This window comes from Actinomyces lilanjuaniae, from assembly GCF_003606385.1.
Taxonomy (GTDB): domain Bacteria; phylum Actinomycetota; class Actinomycetes; order Actinomycetales; family Actinomycetaceae; genus Actinomyces; species Actinomyces lilanjuaniae.
The window spans coordinates 1,948,073-1,964,310 of sequence record NZ_CP032514.1; the positions used below are offsets into that span (position 1 = coordinate 1,948,073).

At 71.7% G+C, this 16,238-nt stretch carries 13 protein-coding genes and 4 pseudogenes; 4 read left to right on the top strand and 13 right to left on the bottom strand.

Going from position 1 to position 16,238, the window contains the following annotated elements:
• Window positions 1-39: 39 nt before the first annotated feature.
• A pseudogene (locus D5R93_RS08325) lies at window positions 40-2,146 on the top strand (GAF domain-containing sensor histidine kinase).
• 62 nt (window positions 2,147-2,208) lie between these two features.
• On the opposite strand, the gene D5R93_RS08330 reads toward D5R93_RS08325, so the two are convergent.
• The 6 genes and pseudogenes from D5R93_RS08330 to coaD form a co-directional block, all read right to left on the bottom strand.
• On the bottom strand, window positions 2,209-2,862 hold the full coding sequence (locus D5R93_RS08330) for a response regulator (protein WP_119836065.1): 654 nt from the start codon (window positions 2,860-2,862) through the stop codon (window positions 2,209-2,211).
• Window positions 2,863-3,008: 146 nt separating this feature from the next.
• Window positions 3,009-3,971, bottom strand: coding sequence for a bifunctional DNA-formamidopyrimidine glycosylase/DNA-(apurinic or apyrimidinic site) lyase (gene mutM / locus D5R93_RS08335; protein WP_120205954.1), 963 nt, complete (start codon window positions 3,969-3,971; stop codon window positions 3,009-3,011).
• A gap of 112 nt (window positions 3,972-4,083) precedes the next feature.
• Window positions 4,084-4,868, bottom strand: a pseudogene (rnc, locus tag D5R93_RS08340) (ribonuclease III); the annotation flags it as partial.
• A gap of 122 nt (window positions 4,869-4,990) precedes the next feature.
• Window positions 4,991-5,571: pseudogene (locus D5R93_RS08345) on the bottom strand (YceD family protein); the annotation flags it as partial.
• Window positions 5,572-5,695: 124 nt separating this feature from the next.
• A complete protein-coding gene (locus D5R93_RS08350; RefSeq protein WP_120204713.1) occupies window positions 5,696-6,268 on the bottom strand; it encodes an ATP synthase subunit B family protein in 573 nt (190 codons plus the stop codon).
• Window positions 6,265-6,756 carry a pantetheine-phosphate adenylyltransferase gene (gene coaD / locus D5R93_RS08355; RefSeq protein ID WP_182911356.1) on the bottom strand — a complete coding sequence of 164 codons (492 nt, stop codon included), beginning with the start codon at window positions 6,754-6,756 and terminating at the stop codon, window positions 6,265-6,267. The genes D5R93_RS08350 and coaD overlap by 4 nt, the downstream gene beginning before the upstream one ends.
• Before the next feature lie 119 nt (window positions 6,757-6,875).
• Between coaD and rsmD the strand changes: the two genes are divergently transcribed.
• A complete protein-coding gene (rsmD, locus tag D5R93_RS08360) occupies window positions 6,876-7,472 on the top strand; it encodes a 16S rRNA (guanine(966)-N(2))-methyltransferase RsmD (protein ID WP_119836068.1) in 597 nt (198 codons plus the stop codon).
• A gap of 94 nt (window positions 7,473-7,566) precedes the next feature.
• On the opposite strand, the gene D5R93_RS08365 is transcribed toward rsmD, so the two are convergent.
• The 4 genes and pseudogenes from D5R93_RS08365 to D5R93_RS14805 form a co-directional block, all read right to left on the bottom strand.
• Entirely contained in the window at window positions 7,567-9,864 is a 2,298-nt protein-coding gene (locus D5R93_RS08365) for an ATP-dependent DNA helicase RecG (RefSeq protein WP_120205955.1), read from the bottom strand.
• Between the two features lie 118 nt (window positions 9,865-9,982).
• Window positions 9,983-10,912 (bottom strand): hypothetical protein, encoded by a 930-nt coding sequence (locus tag D5R93_RS14795; RefSeq protein ID WP_341466865.1) that lies wholly within the window; start codon window positions 10,910-10,912, stop codon window positions 9,983-9,985.
• A 173-nt stretch (window positions 10,913-11,085) separates the two neighbouring features.
• A pseudogene (locus D5R93_RS14800) lies at window positions 11,086-11,184 on the bottom strand (hypothetical protein); the annotation flags it as partial.
• A 10-nt stretch (window positions 11,185-11,194) separates the two neighbouring features.
• A complete protein-coding gene (locus tag D5R93_RS14805) occupies window positions 11,195-12,028 on the bottom strand; it encodes a DAK2 domain-containing protein (RefSeq protein WP_341466811.1) in 834 nt (277 codons plus the stop codon).
• Window positions 12,029-12,363: 335 nt separating this feature from the next.
• Between D5R93_RS14805 and rpmB the strand changes: the two genes are divergently transcribed.
• Entirely contained in the window at window positions 12,364-12,555 is a 192-nt protein-coding gene (gene rpmB / locus D5R93_RS08375) for a 50S ribosomal protein L28 (protein WP_119836070.1), read from the top strand.
• Window positions 12,556-12,764: 209 nt separating this feature from the next.
• Here rpmB and D5R93_RS08380 read toward each other — a convergent pair whose 3' ends face one another.
• From D5R93_RS08380 to D5R93_RS08385, 3 genes are read right to left on the bottom strand one after another with little or no spacing between them, the layout of a single operon-like run.
• Entirely contained in the window at window positions 12,765-13,631 is an 867-nt protein-coding gene (locus tag D5R93_RS08380; RefSeq protein WP_341466812.1) for a thiamine-phosphate kinase, read from the bottom strand.
• Entirely contained in the window at window positions 13,589-14,071 is a 483-nt protein-coding gene (locus D5R93_RS14810; protein WP_341466813.1) for an AIR synthase related protein, read from the bottom strand. The genes D5R93_RS08380 and D5R93_RS14810 overlap by 43 nt, the downstream gene beginning before the upstream one ends.
• On the bottom strand, window positions 14,058-15,224 hold the full coding sequence (locus tag D5R93_RS08385; protein WP_120205956.1) for a D-alanine--D-alanine ligase family protein: 1,167 nt from the start codon (window positions 15,222-15,224) through the stop codon (window positions 14,058-14,060). Before D5R93_RS08385 ends, D5R93_RS14810 begins: the two co-directional genes overlap by 14 nt.
• A 185-nt stretch (window positions 15,225-15,409) precedes the next feature.
• On the opposite strand from D5R93_RS08385, the gene D5R93_RS08390 reads away from it, so the two are divergent.
• Window positions 15,410-16,168, top strand: a complete 759-nt coding sequence (locus D5R93_RS08390; RefSeq protein WP_119836072.1) for an AMIN-like domain-containing (lipo)protein — start codon at window positions 15,410-15,412, stop codon at window positions 16,166-16,168.
• The last annotated feature ends 70 nt before the right edge of the window (window positions 16,169-16,238 follow it).

Consider the following 16,238-nt stretch of genomic DNA (forward strand, 5'->3'; position numbering starts at 1 on the left):
CGCACGGGAGGAGAAACGGGAGCAAGGATGAGTGACAGGATGCACGAGCCGTCCCAGGAGCACTCCTGGGACGGTGCAGCCGACGCCCCAGGTCAGGGCGGTGCGCCGCCCGGCGCCCCTGGCTGGAGATCCCCCGGGACCACAGGGAGCGTGACCGGTGGCCTGCCCGCAGGGGTGGGCCACCTGGCCTATGCAGTCCACGCGGACCAACTGGCCTCTACCCGAAGCAGGCAGGCACCAGCGCAGTCGCCCCGTCTGGACGCCGCCACCGTCGACCTCATCCAGGCTGCCCTGAGGCTGACCAGCTCCCTGAGAGTCCCTGACGCGCTACAACGCCTGGTGGAGTCAGCCTGCTCGATGACAGGGGCCTCATGGGGGACGATCGCCGTCCTCAGCCGGGCCGACGTACCAGGAAGCGCCTTCCCCTCCGTTCCGGGCGCCTCAGGCCCCACGGTCAGCACCGGGCACCCTACCGCCTCCCCGGACGAGCTCGCCCACCTGGCTGGCAGAGCGCCCCTGGCAGGACCAGAGGGAGCCGACGTCGTCATCGACAACGACTTGTGCGGCGCCTCGGCCTTCACCGGTGCTATCGAGGGCGAGACGGCGGGCAACCTGCTGTCAGCCCCCCTGCGTCTGCACGGGCAGGACTACGGGTGCCTCTACCTGTGTGACAAGCCGTCCGGGTTCAGTGAGGCTGACGTCGCCACAGTCCTGACCCTGGCAGAGGCTGCTGCCGTCGCTGTGGAGAACGCCCGTCTCTACCGGGAGGCGCGTGACCGGGAGCAGTGGATGTCGGTCTCCCAGGAGCTGACCACCCTCCTGCTGTCCGGGGCGGAGGAGGACGACGCCCTGAGTCTCATCGCACGCCGGGTGCGCCAGGTGGCCCACGCCGATACCGCCGCCCTCATCCTGCCCAGCGTGGGCCAGGCGTGGATCTGCGAGATCGCCGACGGGCGCCACGCTGAGGAGCTGATCGGCACCTTCTTCTCCCCCGAGGGCCGGGCACTGACCACGCTGGCCCGCCGCACAGGGCTGACTGTGCGCTCCCTGGCCGAGGCCTGGGACCGCGACGACCTGAGGCTACCCGAGCTGGCGGGGTTCGGCCCCGCCCTCTACGCCCCATGATCCACCGCGGCCGGGGGGTGGGGGTCATGCTCCTGCTGCGGGACCGCGACGCACCCCCTTCACCGACAAGGACCTGGAGATCGCCGAGCTGGTCGCGGGCCAGGCCACGATGGCCTTCGAGCTGGCCGACGCCCAGCACGCCGAGGAGATGGCCACCCTCCTGGACGAGCGGGCCAGGATCGGGCGTGACCTGCACGACCTGGCGATCCAGCAGCTCTTTGCCACCGGGATGCAGATCTCCGCCGCACGCGCCCGCCTGCGCCCGGCCCGCAGGCCGCAGGGCATGGACACCGACGACGTCAACGACGCGGACACAGAGGGCGTGGGCACGCAGACGGTGGAGGAGGTCCTCACCTCCGCGCTGGAGGCCGTGGACGACTCGGTGCGCCAGATCCGCTCCATCGTGCGCTCCCTGCGGGACCGTGACGAGGACGTCAGCGTGGTGGAGCGGCTGCGGCGCGAGGCCTCCCTGGCGCGCACCTCCCTGGGCTACGCTCCCTCCCTGCTGCTCAGCGTGGACGGCCGGGGCCTGGCGCAGGCGGCCCGGGAGGAGGAGGACGAGCTGATCGCGGCGGTCGACGCCGCCATCGACTCCGATGTCGCTGACGACATGGTGGCGGTGGTCCGCGAGGGACTGAGCAACGTCGCCCGCCACGCCCACGCCTCCTCGGTCACCGTGGACGTGAGGGTCCAGGGCGTGCTGCCTGCCAGCCGCTCCCCGCATGCAGGGCCAGAGGCTTGCCAGCCAGGCACGCGATCAGCAGGTGCGCAGGCGACAGCCGAGCAGGAGGCGAGGTCGGCTGCCTGGCCGTACGACGGTGTGCCATCAGTGGAGATCGTCTGCCGGGACGACGGCGTGGGCGTGGACCCGAGGGTGACACGTCGCTCCGGGACCGCCAACATGGCCGAACGCGCCCGCAGGCACTCGGGCAGCTTTGTCATCGGCCCGAGGGCACGCTCCGACGGCGAGCGACGCGGCACCTGCCTCACCTGGCGGGTGCCGCTGAGGCACGGCAGCTAGGAGCCCTCCCTGCGGCCCTGCCACCGCGCACAGCTCCCCGAGCACCTCACCCCGGCCCCGGCTCAGCCCCGACGCCAGCCGGAGGCCCGCTGCCCGGCCACCCACGCGGCCACCTGGGTGCGGCGCTGCAGCCCCATCTTGGCCAGCAGCGAGGTGATGTGGTTCTTCACCGTCTTCTCCGCCACGCCCAGGCGCTCACCGATCTCCCGGTTGGACAGCCCGTCACCGATGAGGTCGAGCACCTTACGCTCAGCGTTGGTCAGCTCCGCAGTGGGGTCGTCGTGGTCGGCACGACGGCGCGTCACGGTGCGCTCGTCCAGAAGCACCCTGCCGGAGGCCACAGCCCGCACCACGTCGCTGATCTCGGCGCCGTGAACGGTCTTGAGCAGGTAGGCCCGGGCGCCGGCCTCCAGGGCCTCTGCCAGCGCCTTGTCGTCGTCGAAGGAGGTCAGGACGATCGGCAGGGTCTCCGGAACCAGCTCCCTGAGCTCGTGCATGAGCTCGATCCCAGTACCGTCAGGCAGCTGGAGATCTACGAGAATGACGTCGGGGCGGACCAGCTGGGCACGGCGCAGCGCCTCCGCGCGCGAACCCGCCTCGGCGACCACGTCCAGCCCGTCCGCCCGGTCAATGATCTCGGCAATTCCACGACGCACGATCTCGTGGTCGTCCACGATCATGACCCGGTCCGTCTCCGGGGAGGGCGCAGCTGGCATGTCAACGACCCTACCAGTCTTGGGGACCTACATCACAAACGGTAGCGCCGGGGTCCGCCCCGGGCAGGGCACCTCACCCGACAGGAGCGCGACGTCCGTCAGGGGACACCTGTCACGGCAGGAAGGCAGTGCCCGGGTCGGATGGGTCACCTCTGGCAGCACGGGCAGTAGGTGTGGGAGCGCCCGCCGATCCTCTCCACCTGCATCAGTGCCCGGCACCGGTGGCAAGGCTGGCCGGCCCGGCCGTAGGCCTCCAGGGCGCGGGCGAAGTACCCGGGACTGCCCTCAGCATCGACGTAGAGCTCGTCAAAGCTGGTTCCGCCCGCCTCCAGCGCTCGGTCCATTACCTGGGCGACAGCCTCCAGGAGGCCGGTGACCGCGTGCTCCTCCAGCGAGGTCCCAGGCCGAGCACCGTGGACGCCCGCATACCACAACCCCTCGTCCGCGTAGATGTTACCCACCCCGGAGACGATCCCCTGGTCGAGCAGCAGGGTCTTGATCGCACGGCGTGAGGCCCGCACGCGCTCCACCACGCGGGACCGGTCCAGGTCGGGGTCAAGCAGGTCCCTGGCCACGTGGGTGGTGTCGGCCGGGAGCAGGGCGGCGCTGCTACCCCGCCCGCCCGGGGCGCCGTCGCAGGTGGGCACCAGTGCCGCGACGTGCATCCCGCCCAGCATGCGCTGGTCCACCAGGTCCAGGCGGGCCGCCGTCTGCGCTCCCCGGGGCTGCGGCCCCAGGTGCAGGCGCAGGCGCAGGTGGCGGTGCCCCTGAGGCACCTGGGACAGCGGCCCGCCAGACGAAGGAGCCTGCTCGGCACTACCAGGCTCGCACCGCCGCAGGTCCTCACCGTCGCGCACCAGGAGCTGTCCGCTCATGCCCAGGTGGACCGACAGCGCCCGGTCGCGCCCCAGGGGCGCCCAGAGGAACTTGCCTCGTCGTACCACGGCCTCCAGGGTCCGGCCGACCAGCTGGGAGCGCAAGCCCTCCGCCCCACCCACCTGACGTCGCAGCGGGCGAGGGTCGAGGACCTCCACACCCGTAACCCTACGGCCCCTGAGGTGGCGTTCCAGGCCCGCACGCACCACCTCGACCTCGGGGAGCTCAGGCACGTGCGCAGCGACCTGGTCCGCCCCGCAGGTCGGCACTCTCCTGGGCGACAGGTCGGTGGACAGGCGGGTCACCAGAGGGAGACGAGGCGTCAGGGAGGTCCTCAGCATCGTCCTTGGCACCTCGGCCCGCCAGGAGGTCGGCGCGCAGCGCGTCGTGGACACCGGGCAGGTCCAGCCCGCCGTCGCCCCTGGAGGCCAGGATCGTGGCGTAGGCCGCCTCAGCGGCCTCGTGCTCAGCGGCCTTCTTCGAGGTCCCACCACCCCGCCCCACCTGCTGACCGTCCACGACGGCACGGGCCGTGAAGGAGCGCTCGTGGTCGGGCCCGTGGCTGGTGACCTCATAGGACGGGCTGCCCAGCCCGTGGGCGGCGCACAGCTCTTGCAGGCTCGTCTTCCAGTCCAGGCCGGCGCCCCGGGTCCGGGCGGTGTCCAGGAACCGGGAGACTAGGCGGGTGACCACGGTCCGGGTCGGCTCCAGGCCGTGGGTCAAGTAGGTAGCGCCGATGAGGGCCTCCAGGGTGTCAGCGAGGATCGAGTCCTTGTCCCGGCCTCCCGACAGGGTCTCCCCTTGCCCAGCCGGATGAAGTCCCCCAGCCCCAGGTCGCGGGCCGCCGCGGCCAGGGCAGGCTCAGAAACAGTGGCTGCCCGCATCTTGGCCAGCTGCCCCTCGGGGACGTCGGGGTGGGAGCGGAAGAGGTGCTCGGTGACCACGACCCCCAGAACGGAGTCCCCCAGGAACTCCAGCCGCTCGTTAGTGGGCAGCCCGCCGTTCTCGTGGGCGTAGGAACGGTGGGTCAGGGCCAGGCCGAGCAGATCAGGGTCGATGCTGGGCCCCCACCGGTAGACCAGGGCCTCCACGTCGGTGCGGGCGGGTGGAACGGTGCGGCGCCGGGCCATCACTGCGCCCCTGCCTGACCACCGTCCCGGGGTATACCGGGAGCCTCCCGAGCCGCCTGGTCTCCCTCCCGGCCCCGGCCAAGACTACCGTTACGGTCACCCCGATCACCCTCGCGGCTGTCCTCCGGTCCGCCGCCACTGGCGCCCAGCTCCTCCAGGAGACCGGCCAGGCCGGCCCAGCGCGGATCAAGGACGTCGTGCCCGTGGTCCGCGGGAAGGTCCTCCAGACGCTCCCCGCACTGCGGACACAGCCCGGGGCAGTCGGGGCGGCACAGCGGCCGGAAGGGAAGCTCCAGGGCCAGGGCGTCACGCAGCGCAGGCTCCAGGTCCAGGGAGGTCCCCTCCACGGTCAGCATCTCCTCAGCCTCCTGGTCCCCCTGGGCTGCCCGGGCCAGGACCGCCTCCGGGGTGAGGTAGAGCTCGTCAAAGGTGATCGTGCGGTCCTCATCCAGGTCCGCCAGGCAGCGCACGCACTGGCCGTGGACGTGAAGCTCGGCGCTGGCCCGGGCCAGGACACCCTCCTCCACCGAGGTCAGAGCCACCTCCAGGCTGAGGCTGCTTCCCCGGGGACGCCGATGATGTCAGTCCCCAGGTCAGCCGGGGCCGAGGTGCGCACCTGTAGCGTCCTGACCGAGCCCGAGGCCTGCGGCAGATCGGTGATGTCCACGACGAGTCCCTCGGATCCGGGCACAGTACCGGGCATAGTCTCCTCATCTCCTCTGCTGTCTCCCCCACGTGAGTCTCCACGTGGTCCCTAGTCTTCTGAGATCCTCCGGGGCCTATTGTGCACGTCAGCACACAGCACCGACTAGGCCGGTGCCGACTGATCAGCGGCGCGCAGCCTCCGGGTCCACGACCCAGCCCGCCCGACGGCGTACCGGCTCCTGGACCTCCCCGACCGCTGCCTGGCTAGAGGCGCCGTCCCGGGACCCCAGCCGTGCGGACAGGACCTCCCTGCCGGCGCGAACCTGCTCGGTGATACGCGCGACCTCCGTCTCCAGCGCCGCCAGGGCCTGGTCAGAGTACTCATCGGCACCGTGGCGCAGGGAGGCGGCCTTCTCCTCGGCGGCACCGACGATGGCATCGGCCCTGTCGTGAGCCATGCGCACCACGTTCTCACTGGAGACCAGGCGCTCAGCCTCCTCCTGCGCGTGGCGGACCAAGCGCTCAGCCTCCTGCCTGCCCTGCGACAGCACGGCGTCCGCGTCGGTGATGATCTCCTCGGCCTGGCGCACCGCGGCAGGCACGGCGTCACGCGCTCGCTGGACCAGGTCACGAGCAGCCTCACGGTTGACGATGGCTGAGGCGCTCATGGGCATGGAGCGGGCAGAGGAGATGAGCTCGTCGAGCTCGTCCAGGATACTCAGCAGGCTGTCCCCGGCGTCGTGGCTGGTCCTCACAGCGGGCTCCTCTCGGTGATTGCCTCCAGCGCCCTGGCAACTGCCTCGGGAACCAGGGAGCTGACGTCCCCCCCGTGGGTGGCGACCTCCTTGACCAGGGAGGAGGAGATGTGGGAGTGGGCGGGCGCGGCCACCAGGAACACGGTCTCAGGGGCACCTAGCTCCCGGTTGAGCAGGGCCATCGGCAGCTCAGCGTCCAGGTCGGTACCGCTACGCAGCCCCTTGACCACGGCATCTGCCCTGCGGGCACGGCAGTAGTCTGCCAGGAGACCGGGCACGACGTCGACCTCGGTCCTGGGCAGGCCAGCCACCGCCTGACGGACCAGGTCCACCCGGGTGTCCAGGTCGAGCAGGTAGCGCCCGGCCTTGGAGCTGTTGTGGGCCACAGCGACGACCACCGTGTCGAACAGGCTCGTGGCACGGGCGGCCAGGTCGACGTGCCCCAGGGTCGGGGGATCAAAACTACCGGGGTAGACGGCCAGGCTCATGGCTCCACGCTATCGGCCCGGCCCCTTCGGTCCCAGGAACCGCGCCGTGGGGCCGCACCGCTGTCCGTCGCCAGCCTCCGCTGGCGGGGCATGACCTCAGGGCACGGTAGGGTCTGGCTATGGCTCGGATCGTGGCGGGACAGGCAGGGGGCAGACGCATTGCCGTGCCCAGGTCGGGCACGCGCCCGACCTCGGAGCGGGTACGCGAGGCCGTCTTCTCCCGCCTGGAGCACGACGGGGCAGTGGAGGGCTCGCGGGTCCTGGACCTGTACGCAGGCTCGGGCGCGCTGGGCCTGGAGGCAGCCAGCCGCGGAGCAGCCGAGGTGGTCCTGGTCGACGTCGCGCGCCCAGCCACCCAGACCTGCCAGGCCAACGCCCGTTCCCTAGGCCTGCCGGGCGTTCGTGCCGTGACCGCCAACGTCTCAGCCTTCCTGGCCGGCCCCGCTGGTCGGCCTGCGGACCTGGTGCTCCTTGACCCACCCTACGACACCGACGAGACCTCCCTGGCGGGCGTCCTGGACGCCCTTGCCCGCCAGCAGGACCCCTGGCTGGGCCCCAGGTCGGTAGTCGTCGTGGAACGCTCCTCGCGGTCGCCAGAGCCTGACTGGCCTGTCGGCCTGGAGCGCCGCCTCCTCAGGCGCTACGGGCAGACCACCGTCTGGTTCGCCGGGCCGACCGGCCAGGCGGCTCCTTCTGCGCAGGCCCGGCAGACGTAACCGGGGAAACCTCGCCGTGCGGGCCTGACAGCGCAGGCCTGGCAGCCGCGAGCCGCTGTGCCTGCCTGCCGCGCCTACTCGCCCGGGGCAGGCACTACCCCCGCTCGAGGAAGGCCTGGGAGCGTGCGTCCAGGCGCTGGGCGATCGCCTGCGCGAGCGCCCGGTGGTCCTCCAGCCGCGGGTCCTGGGACACGATGGCTTCCGCCTGCTGACGCGCCCGGGCTATGAGGTCCACGTCGCGAGTGACGCGCAGGAGGTCCAGCCCTGAAGCGCGTCCCGACTGGGAGGCACCCAGCACGTCCCCCTCGCTGCGTAGCCCCAGGTCAGCCTCAGCCAGGGCGAAGCCGTCAGTGGTGGAGGCGAAGGCTTTGAGACGGTGGAACGCGGGAGAGCCCACCTGCGCCCCGGTGACCGCCATGCACACCGACTCCCTGCTGCCGCGCCCGACCCGGCCACGCAGCTGGTGGAGCTGGGACAGACCGAAGCGGTCGGCGTCCAGGATCACCATCATGGAGGCCTCGGGCACGTCCACGCCCACCTCGATCACCGTCGTGGCCACCAGCACCGGGGTGGTGCCAGAGGCGAAGGCCTCCATGGCAGCGTCCTTGTCGGCACCACTCATCTGGCCGGTCAGGGTGCCGATGCCCACGCCCTCCAGGGCCGGCTCGCACAACAGGGCACGCGCCCACTGCTCCACCGACGCGAGAGCCCCCGGCGCGCTGCCCGCCGCAGCCCCTGCCACCGTCTGACCCCGTCCGAGGTCGGTACCCGCGCCCTCAGCACCGACGTCGCTCACGTCGCCACCGGTGCCCGACGCCACAGCGGCGTCCTGCTCCGCCTCTTCCTCAGCGCCCTCCTCGGCACTGATGCGGGGGCACACCACGTAGACCCTGCCCCCGTCGGCCACCTCACGGGCGGCGCGGCGCCACAGGCCCTCCACCCAGGTCCGGCGCTCCCAGGGGACCAGGTGGGTGGTCACGGGGCTGCGACCTGCGGGCACCTCGTCCAGAACAGAGGTAGCAAGATCACCAAACACCGTCATGGCGATCGTACGGGGAATGGGAGTGGCTGTCATGACCAAGAGGTGAGGGGTGCGGCGCTGGCCCGTGACCGGGTCGGTGGAGCCCCCTCGCTGGCGAAGAGCGTCGCGCTGGGCCACGCCAAAGCGGTGCTGCTCGTCGACGACGACCAGCCCCAGGAAGGGGATCTGGACCGAGTCGGACAGCAGGGCGTGGGTTCCCACCACGATCGCGTCCGCCCCGCCCGCCAGCTCTGCCAGGACCTGACGGCGCCGGGCCGCAGAGGTGGCGCGGGTCAGCAGGTGGACCCTGGTGGCGCGCCGGGCCGCTCCCAGGGTCCCGGCCTCCGCCAGGTCCCCCAGGAGGGCCTCCAGGGAGGCGTGGTGCTGGGCGGCGAGGACCTCGGTGGGGGCCAGGAGGGCCGCCTGACCCCCCGCCCCGACGACCTGCAGCATGGCGCGCAGGGCCACCAGGGTCTTGCCGGAGCCGACATCGCCCTGGAGGAGACGCTGCATCGGCACCGTGTCAGCCAGGTCGGCGGCTATCTCCTCCCCTACCCGCGCCTGCCCCGCGGTCAGCCGGTAGGGCAGGGAAGAGTCCAGGTCGGCACGCAGCGAGCCGTGCGCCTCGGGGACCGGCCAGGCCACAGCGGTCCGGGTGGCCTGGTGCTCAGCACGCCGCTGCGCCAGGGCGGCCTGGAGGACCAGGGCCTCCTCGTGGCGCAGGCGCCTTCGGGCCGCCTTCCACTGGCTGGCATCCCGGGGTACGTGCGCCCACCGGTAGGCGGTCAGGACGTCCACCAGGCCCTCTTGGCGTCGGAGCCCCTCAGGAAGCGGGTCGGACAGGTCGACCGGGCCCACCTGGTCCAGCACGGTACGCACCGCCTTGGCGACCCGCCACGACGGAAGCGCCTCCGTGGCGGGGTAGATGGGCACGGGCCGCTCCAGCAGCGCCTGGCGCTCGGTCTCATCCAGGTCGTCAAGGACCTGAAAGCGTGGGGAGGCGAGCTGCCGACGGCCACGGTGCGAGCCCACCCTGCCGCTGAGGAGCACCGTCGTGCCCGGGCTGAGGCGGTCGGCCAGCCCCTTCATCTGGCGGACAGGCCCGAACATCACCACGTCCATCCTGGACGTGCCGTCGGTGACAGCTGCCTCCAGAACGGCGGGAGGGTGCCCCGAGCGAGTTCGCCGGGAGGCCGAGCGCACTACCTGCGCCTGGATCGTGGCCTGCTCCCCTTCCACCAGGGTGCTCAGGTCGGTCAGCTCCCCCCAGGTGTCGTAGCGGCGTGGTAGGTGTCTCAGCAGGTCCCCGCCCGTGACCAGGCCCTGCCTGGACAGCTGGGAGGCTGTCGCCGCGCCCACGAGACGCTCCAGAGGACGAGCCAGAAGAGGCGCAGCACTGGCAGCGTCAGGACCGCCCGCCGTGCCGAGGCTGCTCGGCCTCCGTGATGACGGCCTGGTCGGTCTCGACGACGACCTGCTCGATGGCGACCTACTCGATGGCGACGAGGACATCAGGCTCCTCCTGGCCCCCCGCGTGGACAACGACCTCGACCCCGGGGGTGACAGCGAGAGTCACAGCATCGTCGGGGGCCTGCGCACCGGTGACCTGGCTGCGCTGGGCGAGGGCGCTGACAACCAGGGCCGCGACGTCCCTGCTGGCATGCCGTCCGGTGATGACGGTGAGCAGCTCGTCGTCCGGCCTCAGGGCAGCGTGAATAGCCCGCACCACGGCCTCCGGCTCCGCCTCGGCACCGGCCAGGCGGAGGGTACGCATCGTGGCCCCGGCCTGGGAGGCGCGTCTGGCCAGGTCGGTCAGCGGGATGCCCTGCCCCTGACCCGCCACGGCCACGGCCGCAGCCAGGACGCGAGCCTCGTTGTCGGTGTCGCACACCACCAGCTGGGGGCCCCCGGGCTCAGACACGGCCGGTGCACCAAGGCGCCAGGCGGCGCTCTCGCTTCCCAGGGCACGGGGAGCCCCCTCAGGCGTCAACGACGTGGTCGGTGTCATGGTCGGTGTCGTAGTCGGTGTCATGGACACGGCCGAGCGGGCCACCAGGAACCGGGCAGCCTCGTGGGCGACCTGGGTACTGGCGGCGTCGCAGGGAAGGACGACGACCTGGGCCGCCCCCAGGTCACCAGCGGCCCGCACCACGGCGTCACGGTCGGGATCCAGAACGACGACGGCCCCGGTGCGCGCCAGCTGCTCCACCAGTCCCGGAGCCCGGCTGCAGGCGATGACACCGACCCTGCTGCGAGCCTCTGGCCGCAGGAGCGGACCTGGACCGCTGGTAGGACCAGCGGCTGAGCCCTCGGCGACGGCGCCTGGCCCAGGGCGGGAGGGAACCGCCTGGGAGGGGTGCATGCGCACGGACTGCGCCCGACGCTGCGCGCGTCGGGCCGCCAGTCGCTCGAAGGACACCACGTGGCCTGCCGGGTCCGTGGCGGACCACGGGGAGGGGGCTCCTCGGCCGGGGCGACCAGAGCGGTGGGGTGGAGGTGGTGAATGCAGGTCTGGCGTGCCCGCCCCTGGCGCGGCAGGGCCGCACGAGGGGTGTCGGTGTGGACGTGAACCTGGTACAGCCCCACACCAAGAGCGTCAGGGGTTCCCACCACCCCCACCGAGTCCCCGACACGCTCCAGGTCCTCACGCAGCTGGGCAGCCTGGTCGGCCGTCGCCTCCAGCAGGTACATGACCTCGAACTCACCTGAGGCCGCCCCAGCAGCGGCACCGGGGCAGCCCCACCCGCCCCGTGGGAGACTCCCCGGCCGCAAGCTCGCGCAGCATCTGGCAGGCCACTGCGGTGTAGGGCGCCCGGTCCTGCCAGGTGCCGCCGCCCCTGCTCGCGTCGGCAGCCCCGGCGCCACCGGTAGCGTCAATGCTGTCCGACAGGCTGGTGAACAGCAGCATGACAGCAGCCGCGCCCGCGTCAACCGGTCCGTGCCCCAGTCCGGCGGTCTCTACGACGGACTCCTGCGCCCCGAAGGCAGCCGCAGCGGCGACGGTGCTCAACGAGGCCGGAGCCGGGGGCGCGGACTCCTCCAGAGCATGACGGGCAGCCGTCGCCGCGTCGCGGACCACCGTCAGCAGGGTGCCGACCACGGGACGGGAGACAGCCGCCCATGTCGTCGAGGCCATCCGCTCCACGGCGTGGACCAGCTCTACAGCCCGCAGCCCCGAGGGGTCAGCGGCCTGGGCGCACACGTCTGCCAGCGCCGACAGCGCCTGGGAGACCAGCAGGCCCGAGTTCCCCCGAGCCCCGCGCACAGTGCTGTCAGCCACGGCACGCGACACCTGGACGGCGTCTGCCGAGGACGGCACACGCTCCAGCCCCTCAGCAGCCGAGCGCAGCGTGAGCAGGATATTTGTCCCCGTGTCAGCGTCAGGGACCGGGAAGACGTTGAGCGCGTCCACCAGGTCCCTCACGTCCACGGCAACGGCCTCAGCCAGGAGGATCCAGTGACGTATCGTGGCACCCTCCAGGACGGCAGCGGGCGCACCCCGCCCGGCCCGGCCGTGTTCCTGCCGACGCGCCATGCTGCCTCCTGCTGCCAGAGATCTGCTGGGACCGTGCGTGGGACCGCTGGTTAGGACTGCGCTACCGCACCGTGCCCCGGCCGGGGAGCGCGGGGCCAGCAGGACATCAGGTTACCTGGTCGCGCTCGGACTGTCTTTCCCGGCCACGACCCCGCCCGTCGGCCCGGACTCGGCCCGGCTGCGGTGTGCCTGAGCCCACGCCGCTCCCGCTTGGGCATCTCCAGCACGTCCGCTATGGTATCGGGGCTGCCTGGCTGCATGGCCTCCGGGTGGCTGACCCAGCGATGAGCCGGTCGGGCTCACTCGCCCCACACGGAAGAATCAGGAGTGAGACCGTGGCTGCTGTGTGCGACGTCTGCGGCAAGGGCCCCATGTTCGGCAAGAGCGTCTCGCACTCCCACGTGCGGACCAACCGTCGGTGGAACCCGAACATCCAGCGTGTCCGCGCGCTTGTGAACGGGGTTCCCAAGCGCCTCAAGGTGTGTACGTCCTGCCTCAAGGCGGGTAAGGTCACACGGAACATCTGAGCGTCTCCGCCGGGCCTCCCGGCACCAGGGCCGTCACCCCACGGGTGGCGGCTTTTACGTTACCGGTGCACCAGGAGCCCCTGCGCCTGCCAGCCATGCCTCCCGAGGCCTACCGCACTCTCCTGCCCACCCAGGCACAAGCAGGCGGGCACCCGGGTAGACAGCCGGATAGACAGCGTCCCGGCTAGACGTCCCAGGTAGACACCCTCTCAGCCCCGGACCCCGAAGTGGTCCCATCCCAGACCGGTACCGCCAGCCTCGTCACGATCAGGGACGAGGGCAGGAGGAGACCCGTCCACGAGCACCCCCGGATCCTGCTGCGGCCCGGGCCGTCGCACGCGGCCCACGACCCGACTGCCCGGCGGCAACCGCCTCAGCGCCTGGGGCGCGACGGCAGCCAGCACACCGTGGTCCTCTCCCCCGGTCAGCACCCACTGACGTGCCCTGGCGCGGGCGGTGGCCGGGTCCGCGCCGTCAAGCAGGGCAGCCACGGGCGTCAGCAGGGACGTCTCGGCCGCCACGGCACCGACCAGGTGCCGACTCCCCTGCGGGACCGCCGCCGTCCCACCACCATCACCAGCACCGCCATCACCAGCACCGCCGCTGTGCTCGCGCGTACCGGCAGGGGCCTCGCCCAGGTCCTCAGAGGACAGGACGTCAGCGGTCAGGACGTCAGCGGTCAGGACGTTGATGACGACGCCGCTGGCTCTGGCCATCCTGTCGGCGTCACGCAGCAGGGAGTCGGAGACGTCCATCATGGCGGTGGCACCCAGGTCAGCCAGGGCCGGACCCACCTCCAACGGCGGCTGCGGGACACGGAAGAGGCTCATGCAGCGCAGGGCCTGGGGCAGCGCGCGCACCCGCCGGTCCTCCTCCATCCCGGCCTCCAGGAGGCACAGCCCGGCAGCGCTGCAGCCCAGGCTGCCAACGTGGACCACGATGTCCCCGGGCCTGGCGCCGCTGCGCAGCACGGGCGCCCTGCCCTCAAGACTGCCCAGGGCGGTCACGGCTACCACGATGCTGTCCCCCGAGCTCAGGTCACCCCCCACGACGCCAGCCCCGCTCGCCTCGCACACCCGAGCCATCCCCGGGCCAGGTCCAGCACCCACGACACCGGCGTGTCCGCAGGCAGGACAAGACCGACCACCACGGCAGCCGCCCGGGCGCCCATGGCGGCCAGGTCAGCCAGGTTCTGGGCAGCGGCACGCGCCCCGACGTCGTGGCCACCAGACCACTCCCGCCGAAAGTGCCGCCCCTCGACCAGGACGTCGGTCCCCACCACGGCACGTGCGTCAGGAAGCCCCAGGACGGCGCAGTCATCACCGTTGCCGACAAGCGCGGCACCGGCAGGCGGCAGCAGCGGGGCGACCAGCCTCAGCAGCGCCTCCTCGCTCAGCTCAGACACAACCTGGTCCTGGAGCCGGGCGGAGGCGCCAGGGACGCCGGAGCTGACCCTGGCAGGCCCGCCACCTCCCAGGAGACCCTCGCTGCCGCCTCCCGCCTCAGCGGTTGACATCCGTGGAACGCTCCAGGGCCAGCTCGATAAGCTCGGATACCAGGGAGGTGTAGTCCGTACCCGAGACCTGCCACATATAGGGGTACATGGAGTAGGGCGTGAATCCGGGCATGGTGTTGACCTCGTTGACAAGCGCCTGCCCCTGCGCGGTCAGGAAGAAGTCCACCCTCATCAGCCCCTCGCCCCCCAGCGCGTCGAAGGCCCGCGCAGCAGTGTCGCGGAGAAGCTCTCGTTCCTCGGAGCGCAGAGGAGCGGGGCAGACCATGGAGACGGCGTCATGGGCCAGGTACTTGGTCTGGTAGTCGTAGAAGTCCCCGGCACCCTGCTCAGGATCCATGAGGACCTCCCCGGGCTCAGCCACCCTGGGGGCCTGCCCGTCACGTCCTCCCAGGACGGCCACCTCGATCTCACGAGCCTGGACGCCGGACTCCACCAGCACCTTGGGGTCCACGGCGCTGGCGGCCGTAATGGCCGCGGACAGGTCCTGGGCACGGTCCACCTTGGTGATGCCCAGGGAGGAGCCTGCCCGGCACGGCTTGACAAACAGGGGGTAGTCCAGCGCCTCGCAGGCGTCCAGGACCAGCTCGGGGTCACGGCGCCAGGTGCGGGGACTGACGACGACGTGAGGCACGGTGGGTATCCCGGCCGCACCCAGCAGGACCTTGGTGACCTGCTTGTCCATGCCTGCCGCGCTGGCCAGCACCCCGCACCCCACGTAGCGCAGGCCCGCCATCTCCAGCAGACCCTGGACCGTCCCGTCCTCGCCGTAGGGACCGTGCAGCAGAGGCAGGACCACGTCCACAGCCAGCTCACGCGGCGGCTGCCCGGGCAGGGCGACGAGCACGCAGCCCCGCCCACCCTGCGGGAGGGTCACAGTCCCCCGCCCTGTGCCCTCCTCAGTGATCTCCACCGGCGGGCGGCCTTCGGCCAGCTCCAGGGCTGCCGGGTCGTCGTCCACCAGGACCCACCGGCCGCTCCTGGTGATACCCACCGGTACTACCTCGTAGCGCTGCCGGTCGATAGCTGACAGGACGCCCGCTGCCGTGGCGCAGGACACCGAGTGCTCGCCGCTGCGCCCGCCGAAGAGGACGACAACACGTGGCCTGCGCGGGCCGGAGGACGGTGAGGATGCAGGTTCCTGCTGGTCAGACATGGGCGTCATCGTAGCGCGGCCTCCTCCCTGACCAGACCGGCCTCTCCGCCCGCAGGCTATACTTATGCTGTACCAGGCAGGTCCGTGCCTGCCCCGTGTCTGCGGGCACGTCCTGGGACAGCCCGGTGGTCAGAAGAGGCGTCCGGTACCTGCCGCTAGGTTCTTGTGCTGATTCAGGAGGATCCATGAGACACCGCGTGTCGCACCCGGCTACTGCCCCAGCCTCCGTCCTGCTCACCGTGCCCCTTGTGGTGTCCCTGCTGGCCCTCCTGGGCCTGGGCGCCTGCTCCACACAGGCAGCGGGCAGTGCCGGGAGCCGCCAGGACGCCACTACCAGCGCCTCAGCCTCTTCCGCGACGTCACCCACGACCTCTCCCGCACCGGCGTCGCCCCCGGTCGCTGCCGCCTCCCAGGTACCCACCACCACCGGTGTGCTGACCCAGAAGGAGCAGGGCAGCCAGGTCGCCCCCTCCTGGGGCAGCGGCAGCCAGGGACAGGACGCGGCCGAGGACTCCGCCCTGGTCATCACCGACGTACGCGTGGGCTCCCACGACGACGAGGGATACGACCGGATCGTTATCGAGCTGGCCGGCAACGGGGCTCCAGGCTGGTCGGCCCTGTGGACCGACCAGGCCTACTCCCTGGGCAAGGGGGACCCTATCGCAGTCAGCGGCGACTACACCCTGGTGGTCACCGGGACCGGTGCCACCATGCCGACGACTCCTGAGCAGCAGGAGCTGGCCTACACCGGGACCACACGCTTCGACATGGACGCCAAGGGAATCGAGCAGGCCCACGTGAACCTGACTGTGGAGGACCAGTTCCAGGTGGTGCTAGGCACGGGCTCCCAGACCTACCGCGTCTTCACCCTCTCCAGCCCCACCCGCCTGGTCATTGACGTGGCAGACGACGCCGCCGGGGAGCTCGGGGACGGTGAGGGCTAGAGAATCCCGCCGCCAGATCCCCGCCCCGTCCCTGGGAGCCCTGGGAGCCCGTCCTCGGGAGTCCCGGGAG

Coding starts and splice junctions, on each gene's coding strand:
- D5R93_RS08330 (WP_119836065.1), bottom strand. CDS start 2,862: ATGCCAGCTGCGCCCTCCCCGGAGACGGACCGGGTCATGATCGTGGAC.
- rsmD (WP_119836068.1), top strand. CDS start 6,876: ATGGCTCGGATCGTGGCGGGACAGGCAGGGGGCAGACGCATTGCCGTG.
- coaD (WP_182911356.1), bottom strand. CDS start 6,756: ATGAGCCTGGCCGTCTACCCCGGTAGTTTTGATCCCCCGACCCTGGGG.
- D5R93_RS08385 (WP_120205956.1), bottom strand. CDS start 15,224: ATGTCTGACCAGCAGGAACCTGCATCCTCACCGTCCTCCGGCCCGCGC.
- D5R93_RS14810 (WP_341466813.1), bottom strand. CDS start 14,071: ATGTCAACCGCTGAGGCGGGAGGCGGCAGCGAGGGTCTCCTGGGAGGT.
- D5R93_RS08390 (WP_119836072.1), top strand. CDS start 15,410: ATGAGACACCGCGTGTCGCACCCGGCTACTGCCCCAGCCTCCGTCCTG.
- D5R93_RS14805 (WP_341466811.1), bottom strand. CDS start 12,028: ATGGCGCGTCGGCAGGAACACGGCCGGGCCGGGCGGGGTGCGCCCGCT.